The 22,507-nt window shown below is 60.8% G+C and carries 23 protein-coding genes; 16 read left to right on the top strand and 7 right to left on the bottom strand.

The genetic code is table 11. The features are described 5' to 3' along the window. Positions 1-290: 290 nt before the first annotated feature. Positions 291-1,322, bottom strand: a complete 1,032-nt coding sequence (gene pspF / locus ASF13_RS16005; RefSeq protein WP_200929788.1) for a phage shock protein operon transcriptional activator — start codon at positions 1,320-1,322, stop codon at positions 291-293. A 173-nt stretch (positions 1,323-1,495) separates the two neighbouring features. Between pspF and pspA the strand changes: the two genes are divergently transcribed. From pspA to tyrR, 7 genes are all read left to right on the top strand, one after another. Then, positions 1,496-2,161 (top strand): phage shock protein PspA, encoded by a 666-nt coding sequence (gene pspA, locus ASF13_RS16000; RefSeq protein ID WP_056238250.1) that lies wholly within the window; start codon positions 1,496-1,498, stop codon positions 2,159-2,161. 28 nt (positions 2,162-2,189) lie between these two features. Then, positions 2,190-2,417 (top strand): envelope stress response membrane protein PspB, encoded by a 228-nt coding sequence (pspB, locus tag ASF13_RS15995; RefSeq protein ID WP_056238247.1) that lies wholly within the window; start codon positions 2,190-2,192, stop codon positions 2,415-2,417. Beyond that, a complete protein-coding gene (gene pspC, locus ASF13_RS15990; RefSeq protein ID WP_056238243.1) occupies positions 2,414-2,758 on the top strand; it encodes an envelope stress response membrane protein PspC in 345 nt (114 codons plus the stop codon). Before pspB ends, pspC begins: the two co-directional genes overlap by 4 nt. Positions 2,759-2,801: 43 nt before the next feature. Further along, positions 2,802-3,050, top strand: coding sequence for a phage shock protein PspD (gene pspD / locus ASF13_RS15985; protein ID WP_056238240.1), 249 nt, complete (start codon positions 2,802-2,804; stop codon positions 3,048-3,050). Between the two features lie 31 nt (positions 3,051-3,081). Beyond that, a complete protein-coding gene (locus ASF13_RS15980) occupies positions 3,082-4,479 on the top strand; it encodes a YcjX family protein (protein ID WP_056238237.1) in 1,398 nt (465 codons plus the stop codon). Next, complete coding sequence (locus tag ASF13_RS15975; protein ID WP_056238235.1) at positions 4,476-5,534, top strand: TIGR01620 family protein; 1,059 nt, start codon at positions 4,476-4,478, stop codon at positions 5,532-5,534. The genes ASF13_RS15980 and ASF13_RS15975 overlap by 4 nt, the downstream gene beginning before the upstream one ends. A gap of 114 nt (positions 5,535-5,648) precedes the next feature. Further along, complete coding sequence (gene tyrR / locus ASF13_RS15970; RefSeq protein ID WP_056238233.1) at positions 5,649-7,214, top strand: transcriptional regulator TyrR; 1,566 nt, start codon at positions 5,649-5,651, stop codon at positions 7,212-7,214. A 62-nt stretch (positions 7,215-7,276) separates the two neighbouring features. On the opposite strand, the gene tpx is transcribed toward tyrR, so the two are convergent. Further along, positions 7,277-7,780 (bottom strand): thiol peroxidase, encoded by a 504-nt coding sequence (gene tpx, locus ASF13_RS15965; RefSeq protein WP_056238230.1) that lies wholly within the window; start codon positions 7,778-7,780, stop codon positions 7,277-7,279. Positions 7,781-7,944: 164 nt separating this feature from the next. On the opposite strand from tpx, the gene ycjG reads away from it, so the two are divergent. Continuing rightward, positions 7,945-8,910 (top strand): L-Ala-D/L-Glu epimerase, encoded by a 966-nt coding sequence (gene ycjG / locus ASF13_RS15960; protein ID WP_056238227.1) that lies wholly within the window; start codon positions 7,945-7,947, stop codon positions 8,908-8,910. Here ycjG and mpaA read toward each other — a convergent pair. After that, positions 8,907-9,614, bottom strand: coding sequence for a murein tripeptide amidase MpaA (gene mpaA, locus ASF13_RS15955; RefSeq protein ID WP_056238222.1), 708 nt, complete (start codon positions 9,612-9,614; stop codon positions 8,907-8,909). The genes ycjG and mpaA overlap by 4 nt on opposite strands. A 185-nt stretch (positions 9,615-9,799) precedes the next feature. Here mpaA and ASF13_RS15950 point away from each other — a divergent pair, with 185 nt between their 5' ends. From ASF13_RS15950 to licT, 4 genes are all read left to right on the top strand, one after another. Further along, on the top strand, positions 9,800-11,413 hold the full coding sequence (locus tag ASF13_RS15950; RefSeq protein WP_056238218.1) for an ABC transporter substrate-binding protein: 1,614 nt from the start codon (positions 9,800-9,802) through the stop codon (positions 11,411-11,413). A 433-nt stretch (positions 11,414-11,846) separates the two neighbouring features. Then, entirely contained in the window at positions 11,847-11,972 is a 126-nt protein-coding gene (locus ASF13_RS25005; RefSeq protein WP_233208971.1) for a Hok/Gef family protein, read from the top strand. 301 nt (positions 11,973-12,273) lie between these two features. After that, entirely contained in the window at positions 12,274-12,597 is a 324-nt protein-coding gene (locus tag ASF13_RS15940) for a hypothetical protein (protein WP_056238214.1), read from the top strand. A 164-nt stretch (positions 12,598-12,761) separates the two neighbouring features. Further along, positions 12,762-13,625, top strand: a complete 864-nt coding sequence (gene licT, locus ASF13_RS15935; RefSeq protein ID WP_056238212.1) for a BglG family transcription antiterminator LicT — start codon at positions 12,762-12,764, stop codon at positions 13,623-13,625. Positions 13,626-13,734: 109 nt separating this feature from the next. Here licT and ASF13_RS15930 read toward each other — a convergent pair whose 3' ends face one another. After that, a complete protein-coding gene (locus ASF13_RS15930) occupies positions 13,735-15,129 on the bottom strand; it encodes a glycoside hydrolase family 1 protein (protein WP_056238208.1) in 1,395 nt (464 codons plus the stop codon). A 21-nt stretch (positions 15,130-15,150) separates the two neighbouring features. Then, complete coding sequence (gene bglF, locus ASF13_RS15925) at positions 15,151-17,043, bottom strand: PTS beta-glucoside transporter subunit IIABC (protein ID WP_056238205.1); 1,893 nt, start codon at positions 17,041-17,043, stop codon at positions 15,151-15,153. Between the two features lie 339 nt (positions 17,044-17,382). On the opposite strand from bglF, the gene zntB reads away from it, so the two are divergent. Both zntB and ASF13_RS24790 read left to right on the top strand, forming a co-directional pair. Beyond that, positions 17,383-18,366 carry a zinc transporter ZntB gene (zntB, locus tag ASF13_RS15920; RefSeq protein ID WP_056238202.1) on the top strand — a complete coding sequence of 328 codons (984 nt, stop codon included), beginning with the start codon at positions 17,383-17,385 and terminating at the stop codon, positions 18,364-18,366. Positions 18,367-18,641: 275 nt separating this feature from the next. Beyond that, positions 18,642-18,800, top strand: a complete 159-nt coding sequence (locus ASF13_RS24790; RefSeq protein ID WP_200929787.1) for a hypothetical protein — start codon at positions 18,642-18,644, stop codon at positions 18,798-18,800. Between the two features lie 28 nt (positions 18,801-18,828). Here ASF13_RS24790 and ttcA read toward each other — a convergent pair whose 3' ends face one another. Next, the gene (gene ttcA / locus ASF13_RS15915) at positions 18,829-19,758 is read right to left on the bottom strand and encodes a tRNA 2-thiocytidine(32) synthetase TtcA (protein WP_056238200.1); all 930 of its coding nucleotides are present in this window, start codon (positions 19,756-19,758) and stop codon (positions 18,829-18,831) included. 262 nt (positions 19,759-20,020) lie between these two features. Between ttcA and dbpA the strand changes: the two genes are divergently transcribed. Then, positions 20,021-21,400 carry an ATP-dependent RNA helicase DbpA gene (gene dbpA / locus ASF13_RS15910; protein WP_056238198.1) on the top strand — a complete coding sequence of 460 codons (1,380 nt, stop codon included), beginning with the start codon at positions 20,021-20,023 and terminating at the stop codon, positions 21,398-21,400. Between the two features lie 109 nt (positions 21,401-21,509). Here dbpA and ASF13_RS15905 read toward each other — a convergent pair whose 3' ends face one another. Beyond that, positions 21,510-21,803 (bottom strand): putative quinol monooxygenase, encoded by a 294-nt coding sequence (locus tag ASF13_RS15905; protein WP_056238196.1) that lies wholly within the window; start codon positions 21,801-21,803, stop codon positions 21,510-21,512. A 301-nt stretch (positions 21,804-22,104) separates the two neighbouring features. Between ASF13_RS15905 and ASF13_RS15900 the strand changes: the two genes are divergently transcribed. Continuing rightward, entirely contained in the window at positions 22,105-22,374 is a 270-nt protein-coding gene (locus ASF13_RS15900) for a DUF333 domain-containing protein (RefSeq protein ID WP_056238191.1), read from the top strand. Positions 22,375-22,507: the final 133 nt, after the last annotated feature.

Below are 22,507 nucleotides of genomic sequence, written 5' to 3'. Positions count from 1 at the left end.
CACAGTGTACAGCACTCTGCGTGCGTACCCAAAGCCCACCGGGGTAACTGCGTTAAAATCCACCGCAAGCCGTCAGAATACTCTCCGGTTACGCGACGTGCTGGATGAAATACGCCCATAATTGCTGTGGAGATGAGAAAGATTCTCAATAAATGGCTTTACAGATCGGAGTGAGAATGATTATTATTCATCTGCGCTTCACCGGTGGCTCTACCGGGGAGGGGCACGACATTGCTCACATTGCTTCCAGTATTTTTTCAGCCCGCCTTGTGCGGGTTTTTTTTCGCCTGTTACTCTTCAGTCACCTGAATATCGTGTTTTTTCAGCATCGCGCGGAACTGATGATAGGTTACGCCAAGCAGCTCCGCGGCGCGCTTCTGGTTAAAGCGAGACTGTTGCAGACTGGCGGTCACCAGCGCCTGCTCCTGCTGATGCTGCCACTGGCGCAGATCCAGCGGCAGCTGGGGTAACCCTGCCGCTGTAGCCCCGGCTGCAAGGTCTGCCGCCGGCTCTGTCTGCGCGGCCCGATCCTGCGCCGCTACGGAACTGTTGGCGGCAAACGGATTGAGAATAATATGGTCGAGCGGCTGCTCGGCGCTGGCGTGGCGGTACACCGAGCGTTCCACAACGTTTTTCAGCTCGCGCACGTTGCCCGGCCAGCGATACGCCAGCAGCGTCTGCTCCGCCGCCGGGGTAAAACCGGCAAACAGCGGCAGCCCGAGTTCGCGGCACATCTGTATTGCAAAGTGCTGCGCCATCACCAGAATATCGCCACGCCGCTGGCGCAGCGGCGGCAGCTGCACCACGTCAAAGGCCAGCCGGTCGAGCAGGTCGGCGCGGAACTTTCCCTGGCTGGCCAGCAGCGGCAGATCGTCATTGGTGGCGCACACCAGCCGCACGCTGACCTGTAGCGGCTGGCTGCCACCAACCCGCTCCAGGTGACCGTACTCGATCACCCGCAGCAGTTTTTCCTGCACCAGCATCGGCGCGGTAGCCAGCTCATCCAGGAACAGGGTGCCGCCGTCTGCGCGCTCAAAACGGCCCAGATGGCGCTTTTGCGCGCCGGTAAACGCCCCGGCCTCATGGCCAAACAGCTCGGAGTCGAGCAGGTTTTCGTTCAGCGCCGCGCAGTTGAGCGAGACAAACGGCCCCTGCCAGCGGTCGGAGAGGTAGTGCAGGCGGCTGGCAATCAGCTCCTTGCCGGTACCGCGCTCACCGACCACCAGCACCGGTTTATTCAGCGGAGCCAGCCGGGAAACCTGCTCCAGCACCTCAAGAAAGTTATTCGACTCACCCAGCAGGGTCTCTGCGCGTTCAGACATGATGAATTTCGCCATCTGTTAGTGATAATCACTAATCTAGTCGGGCGGTGGAAATCTGTAAAGCGTAATGTTTATTTAAAATCAATAACATAAAAACTGGCACGGATTTTGAATGGTGTTATGCAGACCGGACGGCATTCTGCCTGATACCGTTGTTAAAGAGGAACTGACTTATGGGAATTTTTTCACGCTTTGCTGACATCGTTAACGCCAACATCAACTCGCTGCTGGAAAAAGCAGAAGATCCGCAGAAGCTGGTGCGACTGATGATTCAGGAAATGGAAGACACGCTGGTGGAAGTGCGCTCCACCTCCGCCCGCGCGCTGGCCGAGAAGAAACAGCTGCTGCGCCGCATTGAGCAGGCGGAACTCCAGCAGAGCGAATGGCAGGAAAAAGCCGAACTGGCGCTGCGTAAAGAGAAAGACGATCTGGCCCGCGCCGCGCTGATCGAAAAGCAGAAGCTGACCGAGCTGATCGCGCTGCTGCAGCAGGAAGCCGACCAGGTGGAAGAGAGCCTGACGCGGATGAAAGGCGAGATCGGCGAGCTGGAAAGTAAACTCGGTGAGACCCGCGCGCGCCAGCAGGCGCTGACCCTGCGCCACCAGGCGGCTTCGTCATCCCGCGACGTGCGTCGTCAGCTGGACAGCGGTAAGCTGGACCAGGCAATGGCCCGCTTCGAGTCCTTTGAGCGCCGCATCGACCATATGGAAGCCGAAGCGGAAAGCCACAGCTTTGGTAAAAAGAAAAGTCTCGATCAGCAGTTTGCCGATCTGCAGGCCGACGATGAAATCAGCCAGCAGCTGGCCGCGCTGAAGGCCAGAATGAACCCGGGCCAGTAATCCGCACCCCTGTGCATAAGGAGAGTGAATGAGCGCGTTATTTTTAGCCATCCCCCTGACGATATTTGTACTGTTCGTCGCGCCGATCTGGCTGTGGCTGCACTACAGCAACCGGCAGAGCAGCGGGGCCGCCCTGTCGCAGGGCGATCTGCAGCGTCTGCAGCAGTTGAACCTGGAGGCGAAAAAGATGACCGACCGCATCCAGGCGCTGGAAGCCATTCTTGACGCCGAACACCCGAACTGGAGGCAGCCATGAGCAACGGGAAAAAGCTCTGGCGCATTCCGGCGCAGGGTAAAATCAAAGGCGTCTGCGCCGGTATCGCGCAGTACCTGGATATTCCGGTGCGGCTGGTGCGGGTGATCGTGGTGCTGTCGATGATCTTCGGACTGTTTATGTTCACCCTGATCGCCTACTTCGTGCTGGCGTGGGTGCTGGACGAGATGCCGCAGGAGCAGCAGGCGGCGCAGCTGAACGCCGGGCAACTGTTAAACCAGCTCGGCAACGAGCTGCAGCGGGGTGAGCAGCGTCTGCGGGACGTTGAGCGCTACGTCACCTCCGAGACCTTCAGCGTGCGCAGCCGGTTCAGCCAGCTGTAATCGCATCGCGGAGCCACGGCTCCGCCAGCAACGGGAGAAATCTATGCGTCAGTGGCAACAGGTTGCGCGGCAGCAGGCCGCGCCGGCAATGAAGAAGGCCGGAAAATTTATCCTGCTCACCGCCATTACTGCCGGCCCGGCCGGCATCAGCGGCTGGGCGGTGAAGTCGGTGGCCCGCCGGCCGCTCAGGATCCTGCTTGCCTGGGCGCTGGAACCGCTGCTGCGCCGGGCGATGCGCGGCATTGCCGGCCGCTGGCTAAAAAACGCCCCGGCGGACACTGTGTTAAAATAAGGAAAATTTAAACGGAGGTGCCCGGGCACAGATGAAACGACTGCAAACTGAACTACTGTCTCTGGTCAACCGCGGCGTGGATCGCCATTTACGGCTGGCCGTTACCGGTTTAAGCCGCAGCGGCAAAACCGCTTTTATTACCTCACTGGTCAATCAACTTTTGCAGGTCAACAACGGCGCGCGGCTGCCGATGTTCAGCGCCGTGCGCGAAGGGCGGCTGTTGGGGGTTAAGCGCGTGCCGCAGCGCGATCTCGGGATCCCCCGTTTCAGCTACGATGAGGGGCTGGCGCAGCTGTACGGCGATCCGCCCGCCTGGCCGGTGCCAACCCGTGGCGTCAGCGAAACGCGGCTGGCGCTGCGCTTCCGTTCGCGTGACTCGCTGTTGCGCCATTTCAAAGATACCTCGACGCTCTACCTTGAGATCGTTGACTACCCCGGCGAGTGGCTGCTCGACCTGCCGATGCTGGCGCAGGACTACCTGAGCTGGTCGCGGCAGATGACCGGCCTGCTGCACGGCGACCGCGCGGCGTGGGCGCAGCGCTGGCAGCAGCTGGTGGCCGGGCTGGATCCATTCGCCCCCGCCGATGAAAACCGCCTGGCGGAGATCGCCGCCGCCTGGACCGAATACCTGCAGCACTGCAAGCGGGAAGGGCTGCACTTTATCCAGCCGGGGCGCTTTGTGCTGCCGGGGGAGATGGCCGGTGCGCCAGCGCTGCAGTTCTTCCCGTGGCCGCAGATCGGTGAGGGCAGCGAAAGCCAGCTGATGCAGGCCGACGCCGGCAGCAATATCGGCATGCTGCGCGCCCGTTACCACTACTACTGTCAGCACGTGGTGAAAGGCTTCTATAAAAATCACTTCCTGCGCTTTGACCGGCAGGTGGTGCTGGTTGACTGCCTGCAGCCGCTTAACAGCGGGCCACAGGCGTTTAACGATATGCGGCTGGCGCTGACCCAGCTGATGCAAAGCTTCTCTTACGGCCAGCGCACGCTGTTCCGCCGCCTGTTCTCACCGGTTATCGACCGGCTGCTGTTCGCCGCCACCAAATCTGACCACGTTACCGTCGATCAACACGCCAACCTGGTGTCGCTGCTACAGCAGCTGGTGCAGGACGCCTGGCAGAATGCCGCGTTCGAAGGCATCAGCATGGAGTGCCTTGGCCTGGCCGCGGTGCAGGCGACGCAAAGCGGCCACGTTGAGCATAACGGCGAGCGGGTTCCGGCGCTGCGCGGCCACCGGCTGGACGATAACGCGCCGCTGACCGTCTACCCGGGCGACGTGCCGCCGCGCCTGCCCGGCCAGGCGTTCTGGCAGCAGCAGGGGTTTCATTTTGAACAGTTCCGGCCGCAGCCGCTGGACATTGACCGGCCGCTACCGCATATCCGCATGGATGCCGCGCTGGAATTTTTACTGGGAGATAAGCTGCGATGAGCACACCGATCAAACCGCGGGTTGATTTTGCCAGCCCGCTGCAGGATAAGCCCGAGCCGCAGCTGCGGCCGTCGCAGGCGTTTAACGCCGGGGAGCCGGATTTTGTCGTAGCGGCTGAGCCGGATGACGAGGTGCTGGCCGCCGAAGGCGCGGGCGAGCAGGCGGTTGAAGCGGCGCTGCGTCCGAAGCGCAGCCTGTGGCGCCGCATTGCGCTGGCCGGGCTGGCGCTGTCTGGCGTCAGCGTTCTGGCGCAGGGCGGACAGTGGCTGCATCAGGCGTGGCTTGAGCAGCAGTGGATCGCGCTGGCCGGCGGCGTGGCCGGGGGACTGATCGTCGTCGCCGGTGCCGGATCGCTGATCGCCGAGTGGCGGCGTCTGTATCGCCTGCGCGAGCGGGCGGAGGAGCGTGACGTGGCGCGCGGGCTGCTCAACAGCCAGGCCCCCGGTGAAGGGCGGGCGTTCTGTGAACGGCTGGCGCGCCAGGCCGGGCTGGACGCTGGCAACCCGGCGTTACAGCGCTGGCAGGCTGCGCTGCACGAAACCCATAACGATCGTGAAGTGGTGATGCTCTATGCCCGGCTGGTGCAGCCGCAGCTGGATCGCCAGGCGCGCCGCGAAATCAGCCGCTGTGCCGCCGAGTCGACCCTGATGATCGCCGTCAGCCCGCTGGCGCTGGTAGACATGGCGTTTATCGCCTGGCGCAACCTGCGTCTGGTGAACCGGATTGCGGCGTTGTACGGCATTGAGCTGGGCTACTTCAGCCGTATCCGTCTGTTTCGCCTGGTATTAATCAATATCGCTTTTGCCGGCGCCTCTGAACTGGTGCGCGAAGTGGGCATGGACTGGATGTCGCAGGATCTGGCGGCGCGCCTCTCCGCCCGCGCCGCGCAGGGCATTGGTGCCGGCCTGCTGACCGCCCGGTTAGGCATTAAAGCGATGGAGCTGTGCCGCCCGCTGCCGTGGCTTGAGGAGGATAAACCCCGCCTCGGCGATTTCCGGCGCGAGCTGCTGGGGCAGTTAAAAGAGACGCTGGCGCGCGATAAAAACGCGAAGTAACACAAAAGCAGGGGTTGCGTGTCAACTTATGCTGACACACCACTTCTGGACAAACAGGGGATAGCGTATGATTGGCGTTAATGACCCTGCTGCCGTTCACGAAGGTTAAAACATATGCGTCTTGAAGTCTTTTGTAAGGACCGGATTGGTCTGACCCGCGAACTGCTGGACCTGCTGGTGGAGCGCGCTATCGACCTGCGCGGCATCGAAATTGCCGCCATCGGCCGCATCTACCTCAACTTCTCCACCATCGGCTTCGAGCAGTTCAGCCAGCTGATGGCGGAAATCCGCCGCATCCCCGGCGTAACCGACGTGCGCACCGTGGCGTTTCTGCCCTCAGAGCGCGAGCACCGGGCGCTGAGCGCGCTGCTGGTGGCGCTGCCGGAGCCGGTGTTCTCTATCGATATGAAAGGCAAAGTGGAGCTGGCTAACCCGGCGGCGCAGTCGTTGTTCGATCTCAACGAAGAGAAAATCCGCAGCCACAGCGCAGGCGCGCTGATCGGCGGGTTCAACTTCACCCGCTGGCTGGAGAGCGAGCAGATTACCGCTCAGGCGCATCACGTGGTGCTGCAGGGGCGCGATTTCCTGCTGGAGATTACCCCAATTTACGGCCGTGATGATGAGCAGCAAACGGTGATGCCGGTCGGCGGGGTGGTGATGCTCAAGTCCACCGCGCGCATGGGGCAGCAGCTGCAGAACCTGGCGGTCAACGACGACAGCGAATTCCAGCATATCGTCGCCGTCAGCGGTAAGATGCGGCAGGTGGTCGATCAGGCGCGCAAGCTGGCGATGCTCGACGCGCCGCTGCTGATCGTCGGCGACACCGGTACCGGCAAGGATATGCTGGCGCGCGCCTGCCATCTGCGCAGCGCGCGCGGTAAAAACCCGTTCCTGGCGCTTAACTGTGCCTCGCTGCCGGACGACGTGGCAGAAAGCGAGCTGTTTGGTCACGCCGCCGGGGCTTACCCGAACGCGCTGGAAGGTAAAAAGGGTTTCTTTGAGCAGGCCAGCGGCGGTTCGGTGCTGCTGGATGAGATCGGCGAGATGTCCCCGCGCATGCAGACCAAGCTGCTGCGCTTCCTCAACGACGGCACCTTCCGCCGGGTGGGTGAAGAGCACGAGGTACACGTCAACGTGCGGGTGATCTGCGCCACGCAGAAAAATCTGCTGGAGCTGGTGCAGCGCGGCGAGTTCCGTGAAGACCTGTTCTATCGGCTGAACGTGCTGACGCTGAACCTGCCGCCGCTGCGCGATCGTCCGCAGGATATTCTGCCGCTCACCGACCTGTTCGTCGCCCGCTTTGCCGATGAGCAGGGCATGGCGCGGCCAAAGCTGTCGCCACAGCTGAACGCATTTCTGACCCGTTACACCTGGCCGGGCAACGTGCGCCAGCTGAAAAATACGCTGTACCGGGCGCTCACCCAGCTGGAAGGCTACGAACTGCGGCCGCAGGATATCGTGTTGCCTGAGTATGCGCTGGAGATGCCGCTGGGTGATGAGGCGATCGAAGGATCGCTGGATGACATTACCAGCCGCTTTGAACGTTCGGTGCTGACCCGGCTCTATCTCTCCTATCCGAGCACCCGCAAACTGGCCAAACGGCTGGGCGTCTCGCATACGGCGATCGCCAATAAGCTGCGTGAGTATGGCCTGAGCCAGAAGAAAAGCGACGGGGAGTAACGCGGAAACCGGCGATCCGGCTGGGAAAACAACGGGCCGCCCGGAGGGGCGGCCCGCAGAGATTACTTCAGCGCCGCCAGGGCCGCATCGTAGTCCGGCTCGGTGGTGATTTCATTCACCAGCTCGCTGTAAATCACGTTATCCTGCTCGTCCAGCACCACTACCGCACGTGCCGCCAGGCCGCTCAGCGGGCCAGCTGCGATCGCCACGCCGTAGTCCTGGATGAAGCTCGCGCCGCGCAGGGTGGAGAGGGTTACCACGTTGTTCAGGCCTTCCGCGCCGCAGAAGCGTGACTGCGCAAACGGCAGGTCGGCGGAGATGCACAGCACCACGGTGTTTTCCGCGTCGCCGGCCAGCTGGTTAAATTTACGCACCGAGGCGGCACACACGCCGGTATCAATGCTTGGGAAGATATTCAGTACCTTGCGCTTGCCGGCGAAGCTGGACAGCGCCACATCGGAAAGGTCTTTGGCTACCAGGGTGAAAGGTTTAGCGACCTGGCCCGGGGCCGGCAGCAGGCCATCGACGGCAACCGGGTTGCCCTGAAAATGTACGGTCTGAGACATAAACTATCCTTTGTATGTTAATGGTGTTTAAGCGCCCCCAGTGTATGTCATGCCGCGGCGGGGAAACAGTAAAAAAACAGGCGCATAGCAGTGAGGGTTCGCCCGGCGTTATGCGTGTATGGACTGAAGTATCACGGGTATCAAACCTGAACAGGAAGGTGACGATGAGAACGGTCAAGGTTTACCCGGAAAGCTGGCCCCTGCACACGCCATTTGTCATTGCCCGCGGCAGCCGCAGCGAGGCAGCGGTGGTGGTGGTCGAGCTGGAAGAACAGGGCATCAGGGTGCAGGGCGAGTCCACGCCATACGGGCGCTACGGCGAAACCGAAGGTTCAGTACTGGCGCAGATTGCCCCGCTGATCGCCGCGCTGCAGCAGGGTATGAGCCGCGCAGAACTGCAACAGGCGCTGCCGGCCGGGGCTGCCCGCAACGCCATTGACAGTGCGCTGTGGCAGCTGGAGTCACAACTGAGCGGCCGCAGCCTGTGGCAACTGACGGCAGCCAGCGCCCCGGCGCGGGTGGAGACCGCGCAAACCGTCACCATCGACCTGCCGCAGATGATGGCCAGCAGCGCGCTGGCGCTGTGGGAGAACGGCGCGCGCCTGCTGAAAATTAAGCTCGACAACCACCTGATCGCCGAGCGGCTGGTGGCGATCCGGGCGGCGGTGCCGGAAGCGACGCTGATCGTTGATGCTAACGAATCCTGGCACGGCGAGGGACTGGCTGAACGCTGCCAGCTGCTGGCCGATCTCGGTATCGCCATGCTCGAACAGCCGCTGCCCGCCGGCGAAGACGCTGCCTTAGAGACCTTTATCCACCCGCTGCCGATCTGCGCCGATGAGAGCTGCCACACCCGTGACAGCCTGCCGGCGCTGCGCGGTCGCTATGAGATGGTCAATATCAAGCTGGACAAAACCGGCGGGCTGACCGAAGCGCTGGCGCTGGCCGATGCCGCGCAGGCGCAGGGATTTTCGCTGATGCTGGGGTGCATGCTCTGCACCTCAAGGGCGATCCGCGCCGCGCTGCCGCTGGCACCAAGGGTGCGCTTTGCCGATCTTGACGGCCCCACCTGGCTGGCGGTAGACGCCGATCCGGCGCTGGATTTTCACGGTGGGCGCATCCAGCTCTAAGCCTGCCAGCGCAGCAGTGCGGTCATCGCCGCCAGATAGCGTTCGCTGGCCTCATCGGTCGAGATGGCCGGCAGCTCGGCGGTGATCACCGGCAGGCTGAGGTCGGCGCACCAGCTGCCAAACGAGCCGGGTGTGGCGTAGCCGACGCTGCTGACCAGCGGCAGCGCGGTCTGCTCTGCCAGCCAGTGGCCGAGCGGGCTGGCCTGCGGATCTTCAATACAGGCCAGCGGCTCGTGGAAGGTGACCACCCAGCGCGGTTGCAGCTGATGGATCAGCTGGCACAACGCCTGGGTCTCCGGCTCCGAACCGGCCTGCCCGCCGCTGGACAGCCGCACGTCACGTTCATCTGCCGCGCTGTTCCAGCGATATACCGTCTCACCCGGCTGCCAGTTGGCCGCCGGAAAGTTGCGGTTCAGGTCCACCCCGCGCGCGTTGGCGCGCAGCCCCAGCTGGCAGCCGTCCGGGTTCACCGCCAGCACCACGTGGTGGCGGCGCAGCGCCTCCGGCAGCGTGCGCAGGGCACAGGAGAGGGTGACGATACTGGCGGCTTCGTCACCGTGGGTGCCGGCAAGGATCAGCCCGCTGTCGGCGTCTGCCTGCAGCGCCGGAAACCACAGTAACGGTGCGCCGAGCACCGAGGTACCGTACTGCTGCACCGCAAGGTCGAGTGGCCCGCGCAGCGGGCGCGGCTGGTGGTTTAACATAGTCGGCTCCTCAATGTTGGCCCTTCACTGTGGCATAAATTTGCGGCGCGAAACACATCCCGTTGAAAAGTCTGTCGGTCTGACAACATTTTACGCTACAGTGCCAGCAGTCGTTTTCCTCAGTTACCCCGCGGCGCGGCTACGGTAGTGCGCCCGCCGCCGGCACAGGCATGGAGAAGTTCAGGATGCAGAAAACCCGATTTACGCTGGGCGCGCTGGCGGCGTGCCTGAGTTTTGCTTCGCTGGCCGCCGAGGTGCCGGCGGGCACCCCGCTGGCCGCCAGTCAGGAGGTTATCCGTCATATTAAAGATGAGCCCGCCTCGCTCGATCCGGCCAAAGCGGTCGGTCTGCCGGAGATCCCGGTGATCCGCGATCTGTTTGAGGGGCTGACCAGCCAGGACGCCAGCGGTAAAACCGTACCCGGCGTCGCGACCAGCTGGCAGACCAGCGATAACAAAACCTGGATTTTCACCCTGCGCAAAGACGCACGCTGGTCAAACGGTGACCCTGTCACCGCTGCCGACTTTGTTTACAGCTGGCAGCGGCTGGTCGACCCGAAAACCAGCTCCACCTTCGCGTGGTTCGCCGCGCTGGCGGGGATAGAAAATGCGGCGGCGATCGTCAAAGGCGAAATGAGCGCGGATAAACTCGGCGTCAGCGCGGTGGATGCCACCCACCTTAAGGTGACGCTGGACAAGCCGCTGCCGTGGTTCGCCAGCCTGACCAGCAACTTCAGCCTGTTCCCGGTGCCGCAGAAGGTGATTGCCGGGTTCGGCGAGCAGTGGACGCGGCCGGGCAACCTGGTGGGTAACGGAGCCTATCAGCTGGAAAGCCGGGTGGTGAATGAGAAGCTGGTGCTGGTGCGCAATAGCCATTACTGGGATGACGCCCACTCGGTGCTGACTAAAGTGACCTTCCTGCCGCTCAGCTCCGAGTCCAGTGCGGCGAAACGCTACCGGGCCGGCGAGATCGACATCACCGAATCCTTCCCGAAAGAGCAGTTTGCCATGCTGAAAAAGCAGCTGCCGGGCCAGGTCTACACCCCGGACCAGCTGGGCACCTACTACTACGCGTTTAACACCCGGAAAGGGCCCACCGCCGACGCCCGCGTGCGCCAGGCGCTCTCCTGGAGCATCGACCGGCAGATTATCGCCGGCAAAGTGGTCGGCAGCGGTGAAAAGCCCGCCTGGCACTTTACCCCGGACGTTACCGCCGGCTTCAGCCCGAAGGCCAGCTTTATTCAGCAGCACAGCCAGGCGGAACTGAATCTGCAGGCTAAGGCGCTGCTGGCGGCGGCGGGCTACGGGCCGTCGAAGCCGCTCGATCTGACCCTGCTGTATAACTCCTCTGAGAATAACCAGAAGATCGCCATCGCCGTGGCCTCAATGTGGAAGAAGAACCTCGGGGTTAACGTTAAGCTGCAGAACCAGGAGTGGAAAACCTACATCGACAGCCGCAGCAGCGGTAACTTTGACGTGATCCGCGCCTCCTGGGTCGGTGATTACAACGAGCCGTCCACCTTCCTCAGCCTGCTGGGTTCAACCCACAGCGGCAATATCTCGCGCTTTAACAGCAAAGAGTACGACGCTATTCTCGCCCAAGCCAGCCAGCTGACCGATGCGCAGGCGCGCAACGCCGCCTACAACCGTGCCGAACAGTTAATTGCCGACCAGGCGCCGATTGCACCGATCTATCAGTACACCAACGGACGGTTAATTAAGCCTTACGTGAAAGGTTATCCAATTAATAACCCGGAAGACGTGGCTTACAGCCGTCAGCTGTATATTGTGCAGCACTGATAACGGGATATTTAACGGTTAGCGGTAATTAAAGTAAAGGCCAGCGGAGAAACCGCTGGCCTTTTTTTAATGGCAGATCGGGGCGGCGGAGTGAAGGCGTTAAACTGTTGTTAATGCTATTGAGTTGCCTCGGTAAATACGGGCGATTAATGCGACATATTAAACTGCTGGCCTTTTAATTACGCGCTTACTGCTCCTGGAAACATGTTGCTCTCTGACGATATAATAACCGCGGCGCTTGCGGCTTTTTGCCCGGGCGACGTGCAGAAATGCTGATTTGTCTGTGGCATAAAGTAGAAAAGCCCCGAAGTTAATTTTCATTAACCCCGAGGCCTACCCTATGCTTCACAACATCAGGATAGCCTCTTACCTGCCTCAAGGCAAGGAGAAGACGGTCATGAAACTGCCGAACAACCCCCTGATCGGGTGCGTATTGATACTGTGTATAACATTACTGATATTCACGCTCCTGACGCGGCGCTCGCTGTGTGAGTTAAGGCTGAAGGATGGAGAAAGGGAGGTGGCAGCCAGACTGGCTTGCGGATCTGACGGTAAGTAGTCTGTTTTAAGGCGGGGGTAAGCCCGCCTTATCAGGACTGATGGAGTTTTGCACCCAGGCGCTTTTATCAAGCGCTCTTCACAGATGCGGAGAGCGCTTTTTTTATTAACCCGATGGTTTTTAGCTGTTATTTATTTGGCAGGATATGAATGGTCAGGTTTATCCGAAGTTTTTTACCAACTGCTAAGAAAACTCATCTTTTTATCGCCAGGAAATACCCCCCCTTAACGCTGCTGTTCGACCTATTGCCCGCGGGCCGCGCTGCCATAATCAGCCACTCTTACACCATCAGGGTCTCATCATGAAAACAATAACCGGCCTGCTGACCGTCAGCCTGCTGCTCAGCGGCTGCGCAGTGAAAAGCTATCCCGACTCGCCGCCGTTGAGCAACGTGCAGCAAACCCAGCTGGACTGCCAGGGCGCGCAGAAGCTGACGGCTGAACAGCAGCAGGTCCAGCAGCAGATTGATAAGAAAGGCGAATTCGACGGTCTGACGATGGTCGGCGTGCTGCTGGACTTTGGGGTGGGTAACGGTATCGCTAAGGCGCGGGCGCAAAGCCAGGCCGATAAGCGGGAAAAACAGCTGCAGGCGTTAACCCAGGCAAAGTGTACGCAGCCTGGCTGAAAACAGATCGCGAGCTGAATCACATTTCAGCCTCTGACCGCTTGAGACGGTCGTATAAAGGATTATCGTGTTACCACTACTGGATTGTTACTGCATTTACGCAGGCAAAACCTGATCTCCGGACTCCACCGGCGGTCGGGTTTTTTTGTTTTCAGGCCAAAAAAATGATAATAGCGAAAGTACTTAATAATAATGTGGTCATCGTGCATGACCAGCAGGGCCAGGAACAGGTGGTAATGGGGCGCGGTCTGGCGTTTAAAAAACGCGCGGGCGACGAGCTGGACCCGCAGCTGGTGGAAAAAACCTTCGCCCTGAAAAGCCATGAACTGACCGGGCGCTTAACCGAGCTGCTCTGTGAGATCCCGCTGGAGGTGGTTATCGCCTCGGAATGTATTATCGCGCTGGCGCGCGAGCAGCTCAGCGGCGCGCTGCACGACAGCCTGGCGATAGCGCTGACCGATCACGTTAACTTTGCCCTGACGCGCCACCAGCAAAACCTGCCGATCCGCAACGTGTTGCAGTGGGAAATCCGCAGCCTCTATCCGAAAGAGTATGGCATTGGTCTGGCGGCGCTGGATATCATCGAAAAACGGCTGAAGGTCAGGCTGCCGGACGACGAAGCCGGTTTTATTGCCCTGCACCTGGTTAACGCCCAGCTGGGCAGCGAAATGCCGGCGGTGATGCATATCACCAGATTTATGCAGGAGATCCTGCATATCGTAAAGTACCAGCTGCAGCTGGACTATCAGACCGACTCGCTGAGCTATAACCGCTTTGTCACCCACCTGAAGTTCTTTTCGCAGCGCATGCTTGGCAAACGCGGCGTCTACAGCGACGATGATTCACTGCACGACGTGGTACGTGAGCGTTATCCCGCCGCCTATAAGTGCGTGGAGAAGATCGACCGCCACGTGATGAAAAACTATGACTACGCGCTGGGCAGCGAAGAACGCATGTTCCTCACCATCCATATTGAACGGGTGCGTAAGGAGACGCTGGCGCTGGATGAGAGTGCGGACGAAGCGTAACGCTAGCGCATGATGGTGGCGGCAGGGAGGCCGCAGAGGGCTGGTACAGGCAACGTCATTAACCGGGCACGCAAACAAACAGGGCAGCGAATCGCTGCCCTTATGTTTTTTACTTCAGTGATTCACCGTGGGTTTTAATCACGTCCTGATACCAGAAGAAGCTTTTCTTGCGGCTGCGGGCGAGGGTGCCGTTGCCCTGGTCGTCGCGATCGACGTAGATAAAGCCGTAACGCTTGGAGAACTCCGCTTTCGAGGCGCTGACCAGGTCGATCGGCCCCCAGCAGGTGTAGCCCAGCACTTCAACACCGTCTTCAATCGCTTCACGCACCTGCACCAAGTGATCGTTCAGGTAAGCGATGCGGTAGTCATCGTTGATCGAGCCGTCGGGTTCCACCGTATCGCGCGCGCCCAGGCCGTTTTCGACGATAAACAGCGGCTTCTGGTAGCGGTCATACAGCACGTTCATCAGATAGCGCAGCCCTTCCGGGTCAATCTGCCAGCCCCACTCTGAACTGGCCAGGTGCGGATTCGGCACCATATTCAGGATATTGGCGCGCGCTTTCTGGTTGTGCTCTTCGTCGGTGGTTACGCAGCCGGTCATATAGTAGCTGAAAGAGATAAAATCGATCGGCTCGCGCAGGTCGGCCTTGTCCTGCTCGCTGATTTCCAGGGTGATACCCTGCTCTCTAAAGTAGCGGTTCATGTAGGACGGGTAGTAGCCGCGCGTCTGCACGTCGCCGAAGAACAGCCAGTCGCGGTTCTGCGCCAGCGTTTCCAGCACGTCGGCCGGTTTGCAGGTCAGCGGATAGAGCATCGCACCCAGCAGCATATTGCCGATTTTAGCGTCCGGGATCAGGGTATGACAGGCTTTCACCGCGCGGGCGCTGGCCACCAGCTGGTGGTGAATCGCCTGATACACCGCCTGCTTATTGCTCTCTTCCGGCAGACCGACGCCGGTGAACGGCGCGTGCAGCGACATGTTGATCTCGTTAAAGGTCAGCCAGTGCTTCACCTTGTCTTTGTAACGCGTAAACACGGTCTCTGCATAATTCACGAAACAGTCGATGGTGGTACGGCTGCCCCAGCCGCCGTACTTTTTAATCAGCCCGTACGGCATCTCGTAGTGGGAGAGGGTCACCAGCGGCTTGATGTTGTACTTCGCCATCTCATCGAACAGGCGATCGTAGAAGGCCAGGCCCGCCTCGTTCGGCTGCGCTTCGTCACCTTCCGGGAAGATGCGCGTCCAGGCGATGGAGGTGCGCAGCACGGTGAAGCCCATCTCGGCGAACAGCCTGATGTCCTCCGTGTAGCGGTGGTAGAAGTCGATCGCCTCGTCTTTAATACCGAAATCGCCAGCCTGACGCTCCACGCGTTCACCGAAAATGCCGTGCGGCTGCAGATCGGAGGTGGAGATGCCCTTGCCATCGGCCTGCCATGCGCCTTCAACCTGGTTAGCGGCAACCGCACCGCCCCAGAGGAAGTGTTGTGGGAAACGTTGAGTCATGATGATTCTCCTTATGAAAATTTATTTAATCAGCGTCAGCAGCGGCTCACCGGCGGCCACGTCGGGCTGCGGGCTGGCGGCCAGCACGTCAATATAGTCATCGCTGTTGCTGACCAGCACCGGGGTGGTCAGGTCATAGCCTGCGGCGGTAATCGCCGGGATATCGAATTCGATCAGCAGGTCGCCGACGCGCACGCTGTCGTCCTGCTTAACGTGGGCAATAAAGTGCTGACCATCCAGCTTCACCGTATCGATGCCGACGTGGATCAGCACCTCCGCGCCGTTTTCCGCTTCCAGGCCAATCGCATGGCGGGTGCGGAACAGCGAAGCGACCGTGCCGTTCACCGGCGAATAAACCCGGCCTTCGGTGGGTTTGATAGCGATGCCTTTGCCCAGCAGGCCGCTGGCAAAGGTTTCGTCGGCCACCTGTTCCAGAGCAACCACCGCGCCGGTCATTGGGCTGGCCAGCGACGCCTTATTCAGCAGATCCGGGTTAACCGGGGCGGATTCGGCAGCAGCAGGCGCCGCGGTCTGTGCAGCCGCAACGGCCTCATTCGGTAAACCAAACAGCGCGGTGGTTACTGCGGCAAAGCCAAAGGCGATCAGCGCGCCGGCAATCGCCGCCATCACGCTGGCGTCAAAACCGGTTTTTGGCACCACCTGACTGAAGGTAAACACCGACGGCAGGCCAAAGGAGTAGCTGGTGGTGTGCCAGAAGCCGAGCACCGCGGCACCCATCGCACCGCCGATGCAGCCAAAGATAAACGGACGACGCTTCGGTAAAGTGACGCCGTACACCGCCGGTTCGGTAATACCGAACAGGCTGGCGCTGAACGCCGAGGCGGCAATCCCTTTCAGCTTCAGGTCACGGGTACGCAGCAGTACGCCCAGCGTGGCACCGGCCTGGCCGAGCACCGCCGGCATCAGCAGCGGCAGCAGGGTATCGGCACCGTGTACCGCCAGGTTGTTAAGCATAATCGGCACCAGGCCCCAGTGCAGACCGAAGATCACGCACACCTGCCAGAAGGCACCCATAAACGCGCCGGCAAAGGTTGGGCTGAAGGTGTAGGCGTGCAGATAGCCCGCCGCCAGCAGCTCGCTAACCCAGGTGGCGGCCGGGCCGATCACCAGGAAGGTCACCGGCACCACGACAGCCAGGCAGATCAGCGGGGTGGTAAAGTTACGGATCGCCGACGGCAGGCGCTGATGGATCAGGCGCTCGATCACGCAGGAGAACCACGCGGCGAAGATAATCGGGATCACCGACGAACTGTAGTTAATCAGGATCATCGGCACGCCGAAGAAGTGCAGCGGGGCGCTGCCGGCCTGAGCGGCGGAAAAGGCGGCCATCATCGACGGATGGATCAGCGCAGCGCCGATAATCATGGTGATAAACGGGTTGCCGCCAAACTTTTTACCGGCGCTGTAGCCGAGGATCACCGGCAGGAAGTAGAACACCGCGTCGCTGGCGGCGAACAGAGTGATATAGGTGCCGGAGGCTTCGGTGGTCAGGCTAAAGGCCAGCGCCAGCGCCAGCAGGCCTTTCAGAATACCGGCCGCCGCCATTACGCCGACAAACGGGGTAAAGATGCCGGAGACGATATCGATAAAGCGGGCAAACAGCGACCCTTTCTGCTGGCCGTCGTCGCTGCTGTCGGCACCGTCTCCCAGGCCTGCGATCTTCAGCAGCGCCTGATAGACGTCACTGACGTGGTTGCCAATCACCACCTGATACTGGCCGCCGCTCTCTACCACCATGATTACCCCGGCGTTGTCTTTCAGCCCGGCGGTGTCGGCTTTTTTGCTGTCTTTAAGTTTGAAACGCAGGCGGGTGGCACAGTGCATCACCGAGGTGATGTTCTCTTTCCCGCCAACGCCCTGCAGAATCTCTTCTGATAACCCCTGATACTTCATTGTACGCTCCTGGTTCAGACATCTTGTCATGCGGCCGTTACCGAATTCAGGCCAAAAAAAAACCTAAATCGCCTCTGCAGGGCCCGACGGGCGCAAGAAAAGCGATTTAGGTTTTGCCTGAAGCTCAGTAGCAATCCTGTTTTTAGTGCAGCGATAGTTCCCCAGCGGCGGATAATTAGCAAGAGGTGTGGCAGATCAAAACTGATTTTCGTGACCGCGATCCGCTTTTGGTAGCAGTTTGATACGCTTTCTCACCGCTGTTGCCGCGCGTGCGATTATGCAAGCCTGGGCGGACAGGCTAAACTGTATCGCATTGATTATGCTGAATCCGGAGACACAATGGAGTCAATTTCAGGCAATGCGTTACAGGTATCAGACGCCATTATCTCCTGCCAGCTGGACGGGAAGGGCGGGCTGATCCCGATTGAGAACAGCGAAGTGGTCCATTGCGACCGTCCGTGCTGGCTGCATCTGAACTACACCCACCGCGCCAGCGCTGACTGGCTGATGTCGACGCCGCTGCTGCCGGATGCGGTCAGGGATGCGCTGGGCGGCGACAGCATGCGGCCGCGGGTCAGCCGGCTGGGCGACGGCACGATGATCACCCTGCGTAGCGTGAACCTCAACAGCGAGTCGCGCCCCGACCAGCTGGTGGTGATCCGGGTGTTTATCAACGAAAAGCTGATCGTCTCGACGCGCCGCCGCAAGGTGTTCGCTATTGATGAAGTGCTGACCGACCTGAACAACGGCAACGGACCTACCGACGGCGGCAGCTGGCTGGTGGACGTCTGTGATGCGCTGACCGACCACACCAGCGAGTTTATCGAGGACCTGCACGACAAAATCATCGAGCTGGAGGACGCGGTGGTCGACCAGCGCGTGCCGCCGCGCGGCGAGCTGGCTTTAATTCGCAAGCAGCTGATTATTATGCGCCGGTATATGGCGCCGCAGCGCGACGTGTTTTCGCGGCTGGCCAGCGAGCGCCTGCCGTGGATGAGCGACGACGACCGCCGCCGCATGCAGGATATCGCCGACCGGCTGGGACGCGGGCTGGACGACCTGGACGCCAGCGTGGCGCGGACCGGCGTGCTGTCCGATGAGATCAGCACGGTAATGGCCGAGGCGATGAACCGCCGGACCTACACCATGTCGCTGATGGCGATGATCTTCCTGCCGACCACCTTCCTCACCGGCCTGTTCGGCGTTAACCTCGGCGGCATTCCGGGGGGCGAGTGGCGCTTTGGCTTTGGCCTGTTCTGCCTGCTGTTAGCGGTGCTGGTTTCGGGCGTTGCATGGTGGTTACGGCGACGTAAATGGCTGTGAAAAAAAACAAAGGCAGCAGATAAAATCGCGGAAAGCGTGCGGAACCTGATCGAAATCAATAACGCCGCGACGGCTTCGCGGCAAACTTCATTTCGCAGGTGAATGTAACGTCAAGCGATGGGCGTTACGCTCCATATTGTCTGACTTCCTTTCAGAATTAATGCTCAGCGCATTTAATTCGCACGACGCCGGCCGCTGGCCGGTTTTTTTTTGCCGGTTTGCCAGCCGGGCCAGATCTTCTACGCTTAAGGTTCGACCTTACCGAGGAGGACGCCATGTTTTCAGCCATCCACCCGCATATTCGCAGCTCAGAACCGCTCAGCGACCCGCTGCCGATCCCCGGACCGCAGCCGACGCCGCCGCCGGACCCGTCACTGCCCGATCCGCCGCCGATCGATCCACACCCGATTATTGACCCGCCGGCGCACCGTTAAGACAGCGTGCAGGCAGGGCAGGATTGGCTTAGCGAATTTCCAGCACGTCGAGACGCACCGGCGCGTCATCCTGCTCTTCCGGCTGCCAGCCGGCAGGCTGCACCGGCAGCGTTTCGCGGTCAAAGGCCAGATCGCCGCCGTCAACCACCTCGCTGCCGTGCTGAATGCCCTTGAAGTCGAACAGCTGGTGGTCGGCAAGGTGGGACGGCACCACGTTCTGCATGGCGCTGAACATGGTTTCAATGCGCCCAGGATAGCGCTTATCCCAGTCGCGCAGCATCTCGCCTACCACCTGACGCTGCAGGTTGGGCTGCGAACCGCAAAGGTTGCACGGGATAATCGGGTATTCGCGGGCGATGGCGAAGCGTTCGATATCCTTCTCGCGGCAGTAGGCCAGCGGGCGGATCACGATATGCTTACCGTCGTCGCTCATCAGCTTCGGCGGCATGCCTTTCATCTTGCCGCCGTAGAACATATTCAGGAACAGCGTCTGCAGGATATCGTCGCGGTGGTGGCCAAGGGCGATCTTAGTACAGCCCAGCTCGGTAGCGGTGCGATAGAGAATGCCGCGGCGCAGGCGCGAGCAGAGTGAACAGGTGGTTTTGCCTTCCGGGATCTTCTCTTTCACGATGGCGTAGGTGTTCTCTTCAACAATCTTATACTCCACGCCCTGCTGCTCCAGATACTCCGGCAGAATATGGCCCGGGAAGCCCGGCTGCTTCTGATCGAGATTGACCGCCACCAGCGAGAACGAAATCGGCGCGCTCTGCTGCAGGCTGCGCAGGATCTCCAGCATGGTGTAGCTGTCTTTACCGCCTGACAGGCAGACCATGATACGGTCACCCTCTTCGATCATATTGAAGTCGGCAATCGCCTGGCCGACGTTACGGCGCAGGCGCTTCTGCAGCTTGTTCAGATTGTATTGATCTTTTTTGGCGGTCTCTGGATTCGATAGCATTTTCTGACGTTCTCAACTCGGAATTAGTGGCGGGTTTATTCCACGGTAACGGTGGGTAAGCCCTGATGGCGTGTATGGTACGGATTCCGCGGGGGAATTCCAGCACGATTTGTGGTGCATTAACCGCACCCGAGCGGCGGCCGGGCAGGATGCGCACCCGCAGCGGGCAGCCGGGCGGGGCCACCGCGCGGAAAGTCGCCCTGCGGACGGGTTATCTGCTACAATCCGCGCCATCTTCCTTTGCTGTTTTGAGAATCATCCCGTGACTGCTTTTTCCACCCTGACCCAACTGCCCGCCAGCCAGATCGACAACCTTAACGAGCTGGGCTACACCGTGATGACCCCGGTGCAGGCCGAAGCGCTGCCGGCGATCCTCGCCGGGCGTGACGTGCGTGCCCAGGCCAAAACCGGCAGCGGCAAAACCGCCGCCTTCGGCCTCGGCGTGATGCACGTGATTGACGCCAGCCAGTACGTCACCCAGGCGCTGGTGCTGTGCCCGACGCGTGAACTGGCCGATCAGGTCAGCAAAGAGCTGCGCCGGCTGGCGCGTTTCACCGCCAATATCAAGATCCTGACGCTGTGCGGCGGCCAGCCGGTCAGCGCGCAGCGCGACTCGCTGGTGCACGCGCCGCATATCGTGGTCGGCACGCCGGGGCGCATCCTCGATCACCTGAAGCGCGAAACCCTCAGGCTCGACGGCGTCAAAACGCTGGTGCTGGATGAAGCCGACCGCATGCTGGAGATGGGCTTCCGGGACGATATCAACGAGATCGTCAGCTACTGCCCGCCGCAGCGGCAGACGCTGCTGTTCTCCGCCACCTGGCCGCAGGATATCGCGCAGATCAGCCAGCGCATCCAGCGCGACCCGCTGACCGTGGAAACCGGCGACGTCTCCGATCTGCCGGCCATCGAGCAGGTATTCTATGAGGCCGGCTCGCGCGAGAAACTGCAGGCGCTGACCGGCCTGCTGAGCGAGCGTAAGCCGGCCTCCTGCGTGGTGTTCTGTAACACCCGCCGCGAGTGCGACGACATCGCCGCCGCGCTGGAAAAAGCGCAGATCAGCGCGCTGGCGCTGCACGGCGACCTCGAACAGCGCGACCGCGATCGCGTGCTGGTACGCTTCTCCAATGCCAGCTGCCGGGTGCTGGTGGCTACCGACGTCGCCGCGCGCGGCCTCGATATCAAATCGCTGGAGATGGTGGTTAACTACCAGCTCTCCTTCGATCCCGAAGTTCACGTGCACCGCATCGGCCGTACCGCCCGCGCCGGGCAGGAGGGCTTTGCCGCCAGCCTGGTGGCGCCGGACGAGATGGCCCGCGCCCACGCGCTGGAAGATCTGCTGCAGCAAAAACTGCAGTGGCGCAGCGTCAGCGAGCTGAAGTCGGTGGCGACGGTGGCGCTGCCGGCGGAAATGGTTACCCTGTGCATCGACGGCGGCCGTAAGGCCAAGATCCGCCCTGGCGATATTCTCGGGGCGCTGACCGGCGACGGCGGGCTGAAGGGCGATCAGGTGGGTAAAATCGAGATTGCGCCGAATCACGCCTATGTGGCGGTGCGCCAGTCGCTGGCCCGCCAGGTGATGAAACAGCTGCAGCAGGTGAAGATCAAAGGCAAATCCTGCCGCGCGATGCTGATGAAGTAAGCCGGCGGTCGGGCAGGGAGCCTGACGCTGGCATCAGCGTTCGCCATTTGACCCGAAATATTACCGCCCGCGTTAACAGCGTGCGGTAATATTGGGATCAACCAGATGCTTAAACAGAAATCTTGCTGACCACCGGTGCTGCCGCCAGCAGCGGTGCCGCGCCCTGCTGCAGCGCCAGGTAGTGCGGCTGCTGCTCGTGTTCGGCCACGGCCGCCGCGCTCTTCCAGGTCTCATGGAACAGGAACGCGTCCGGGTTGGCTTCGCTGCGGTAGAGATCGTAATGCACGTTGCCTGCCTCGGCGTGGCTTGGCCCTACGCAGGCCTGCAGCACTTTCGCCAGTTCGTCACCTTTACCAGCTTTGGCAGTCAGGGTGGCAATAATTAATACCTGCTTATCGGTCATAACGGTTCCTTTTCTCTTCAGATAAGCGATGGGCTGACCATCGCCGCGTTTTTTCGCCAGCCAGTCTGGCACAGCAGCCTGGCAGCGCCACAAGCATTTCAGGCTATCGTATTTTTACGAAATTTGCCGTTTTTAATCCGACCCGCTGACGTCGTTGTCCAACGCCTCTGAAATTGAGAGCGCTGCCTATTGCCAATTGCCCACTTTTGATTTTGTAAAAAAACGTGACAGCTATCGACCTGCTGCGGAAGGTAGCCTATTCTCGTTGAGCCCTTACCGCCTTCCGAACCGGAGATCGACCATGAAAGCCGCGAAACTTCTTCTGACAACGGCCGTCCTGCTGTTGTCCGCCTGCAGCAGCAGCGATAACGAACCGCCGCAGCAGGCCACGGCAGCTCACGTTCCGGCTCGGGTGGCGATGGCCGATCTGGCCGCCAGTAACTGCGAGAACGCCGGCGGCACCCTGGCGCTGTCACGCCAGCTCGACGGCAGTTCGGTGGGCATGTGTCAGCTGACCAACGGCCGCCGCTGCGGTGAAAGCGCGCTGCTTAACGGCACCTGCGCACGCTAAGCTCCCCTCACGGCACCTGTGCGTTGAGTTTCACTGACGGCTCCTGCGCACGCTTAGTTCCACGGACGCGTGCGGGCCGTCTCAGATGCTCTCTTTGATTCAACGTTGACCGGCGCAACCTGCGAACCTGGAC

Origin of the sequence: Erwinia sp. Leaf53 (assembly GCF_001422605.1) — a bacterium.
In the GTDB taxonomy this organism is placed as follows: domain Bacteria; phylum Pseudomonadota; class Gammaproteobacteria; order Enterobacterales; family Enterobacteriaceae; genus Erwinia.
Note: the sequence above shows the minus strand (reverse complement) of the source record. Positions and strands in the feature narration are given on the sequence as shown.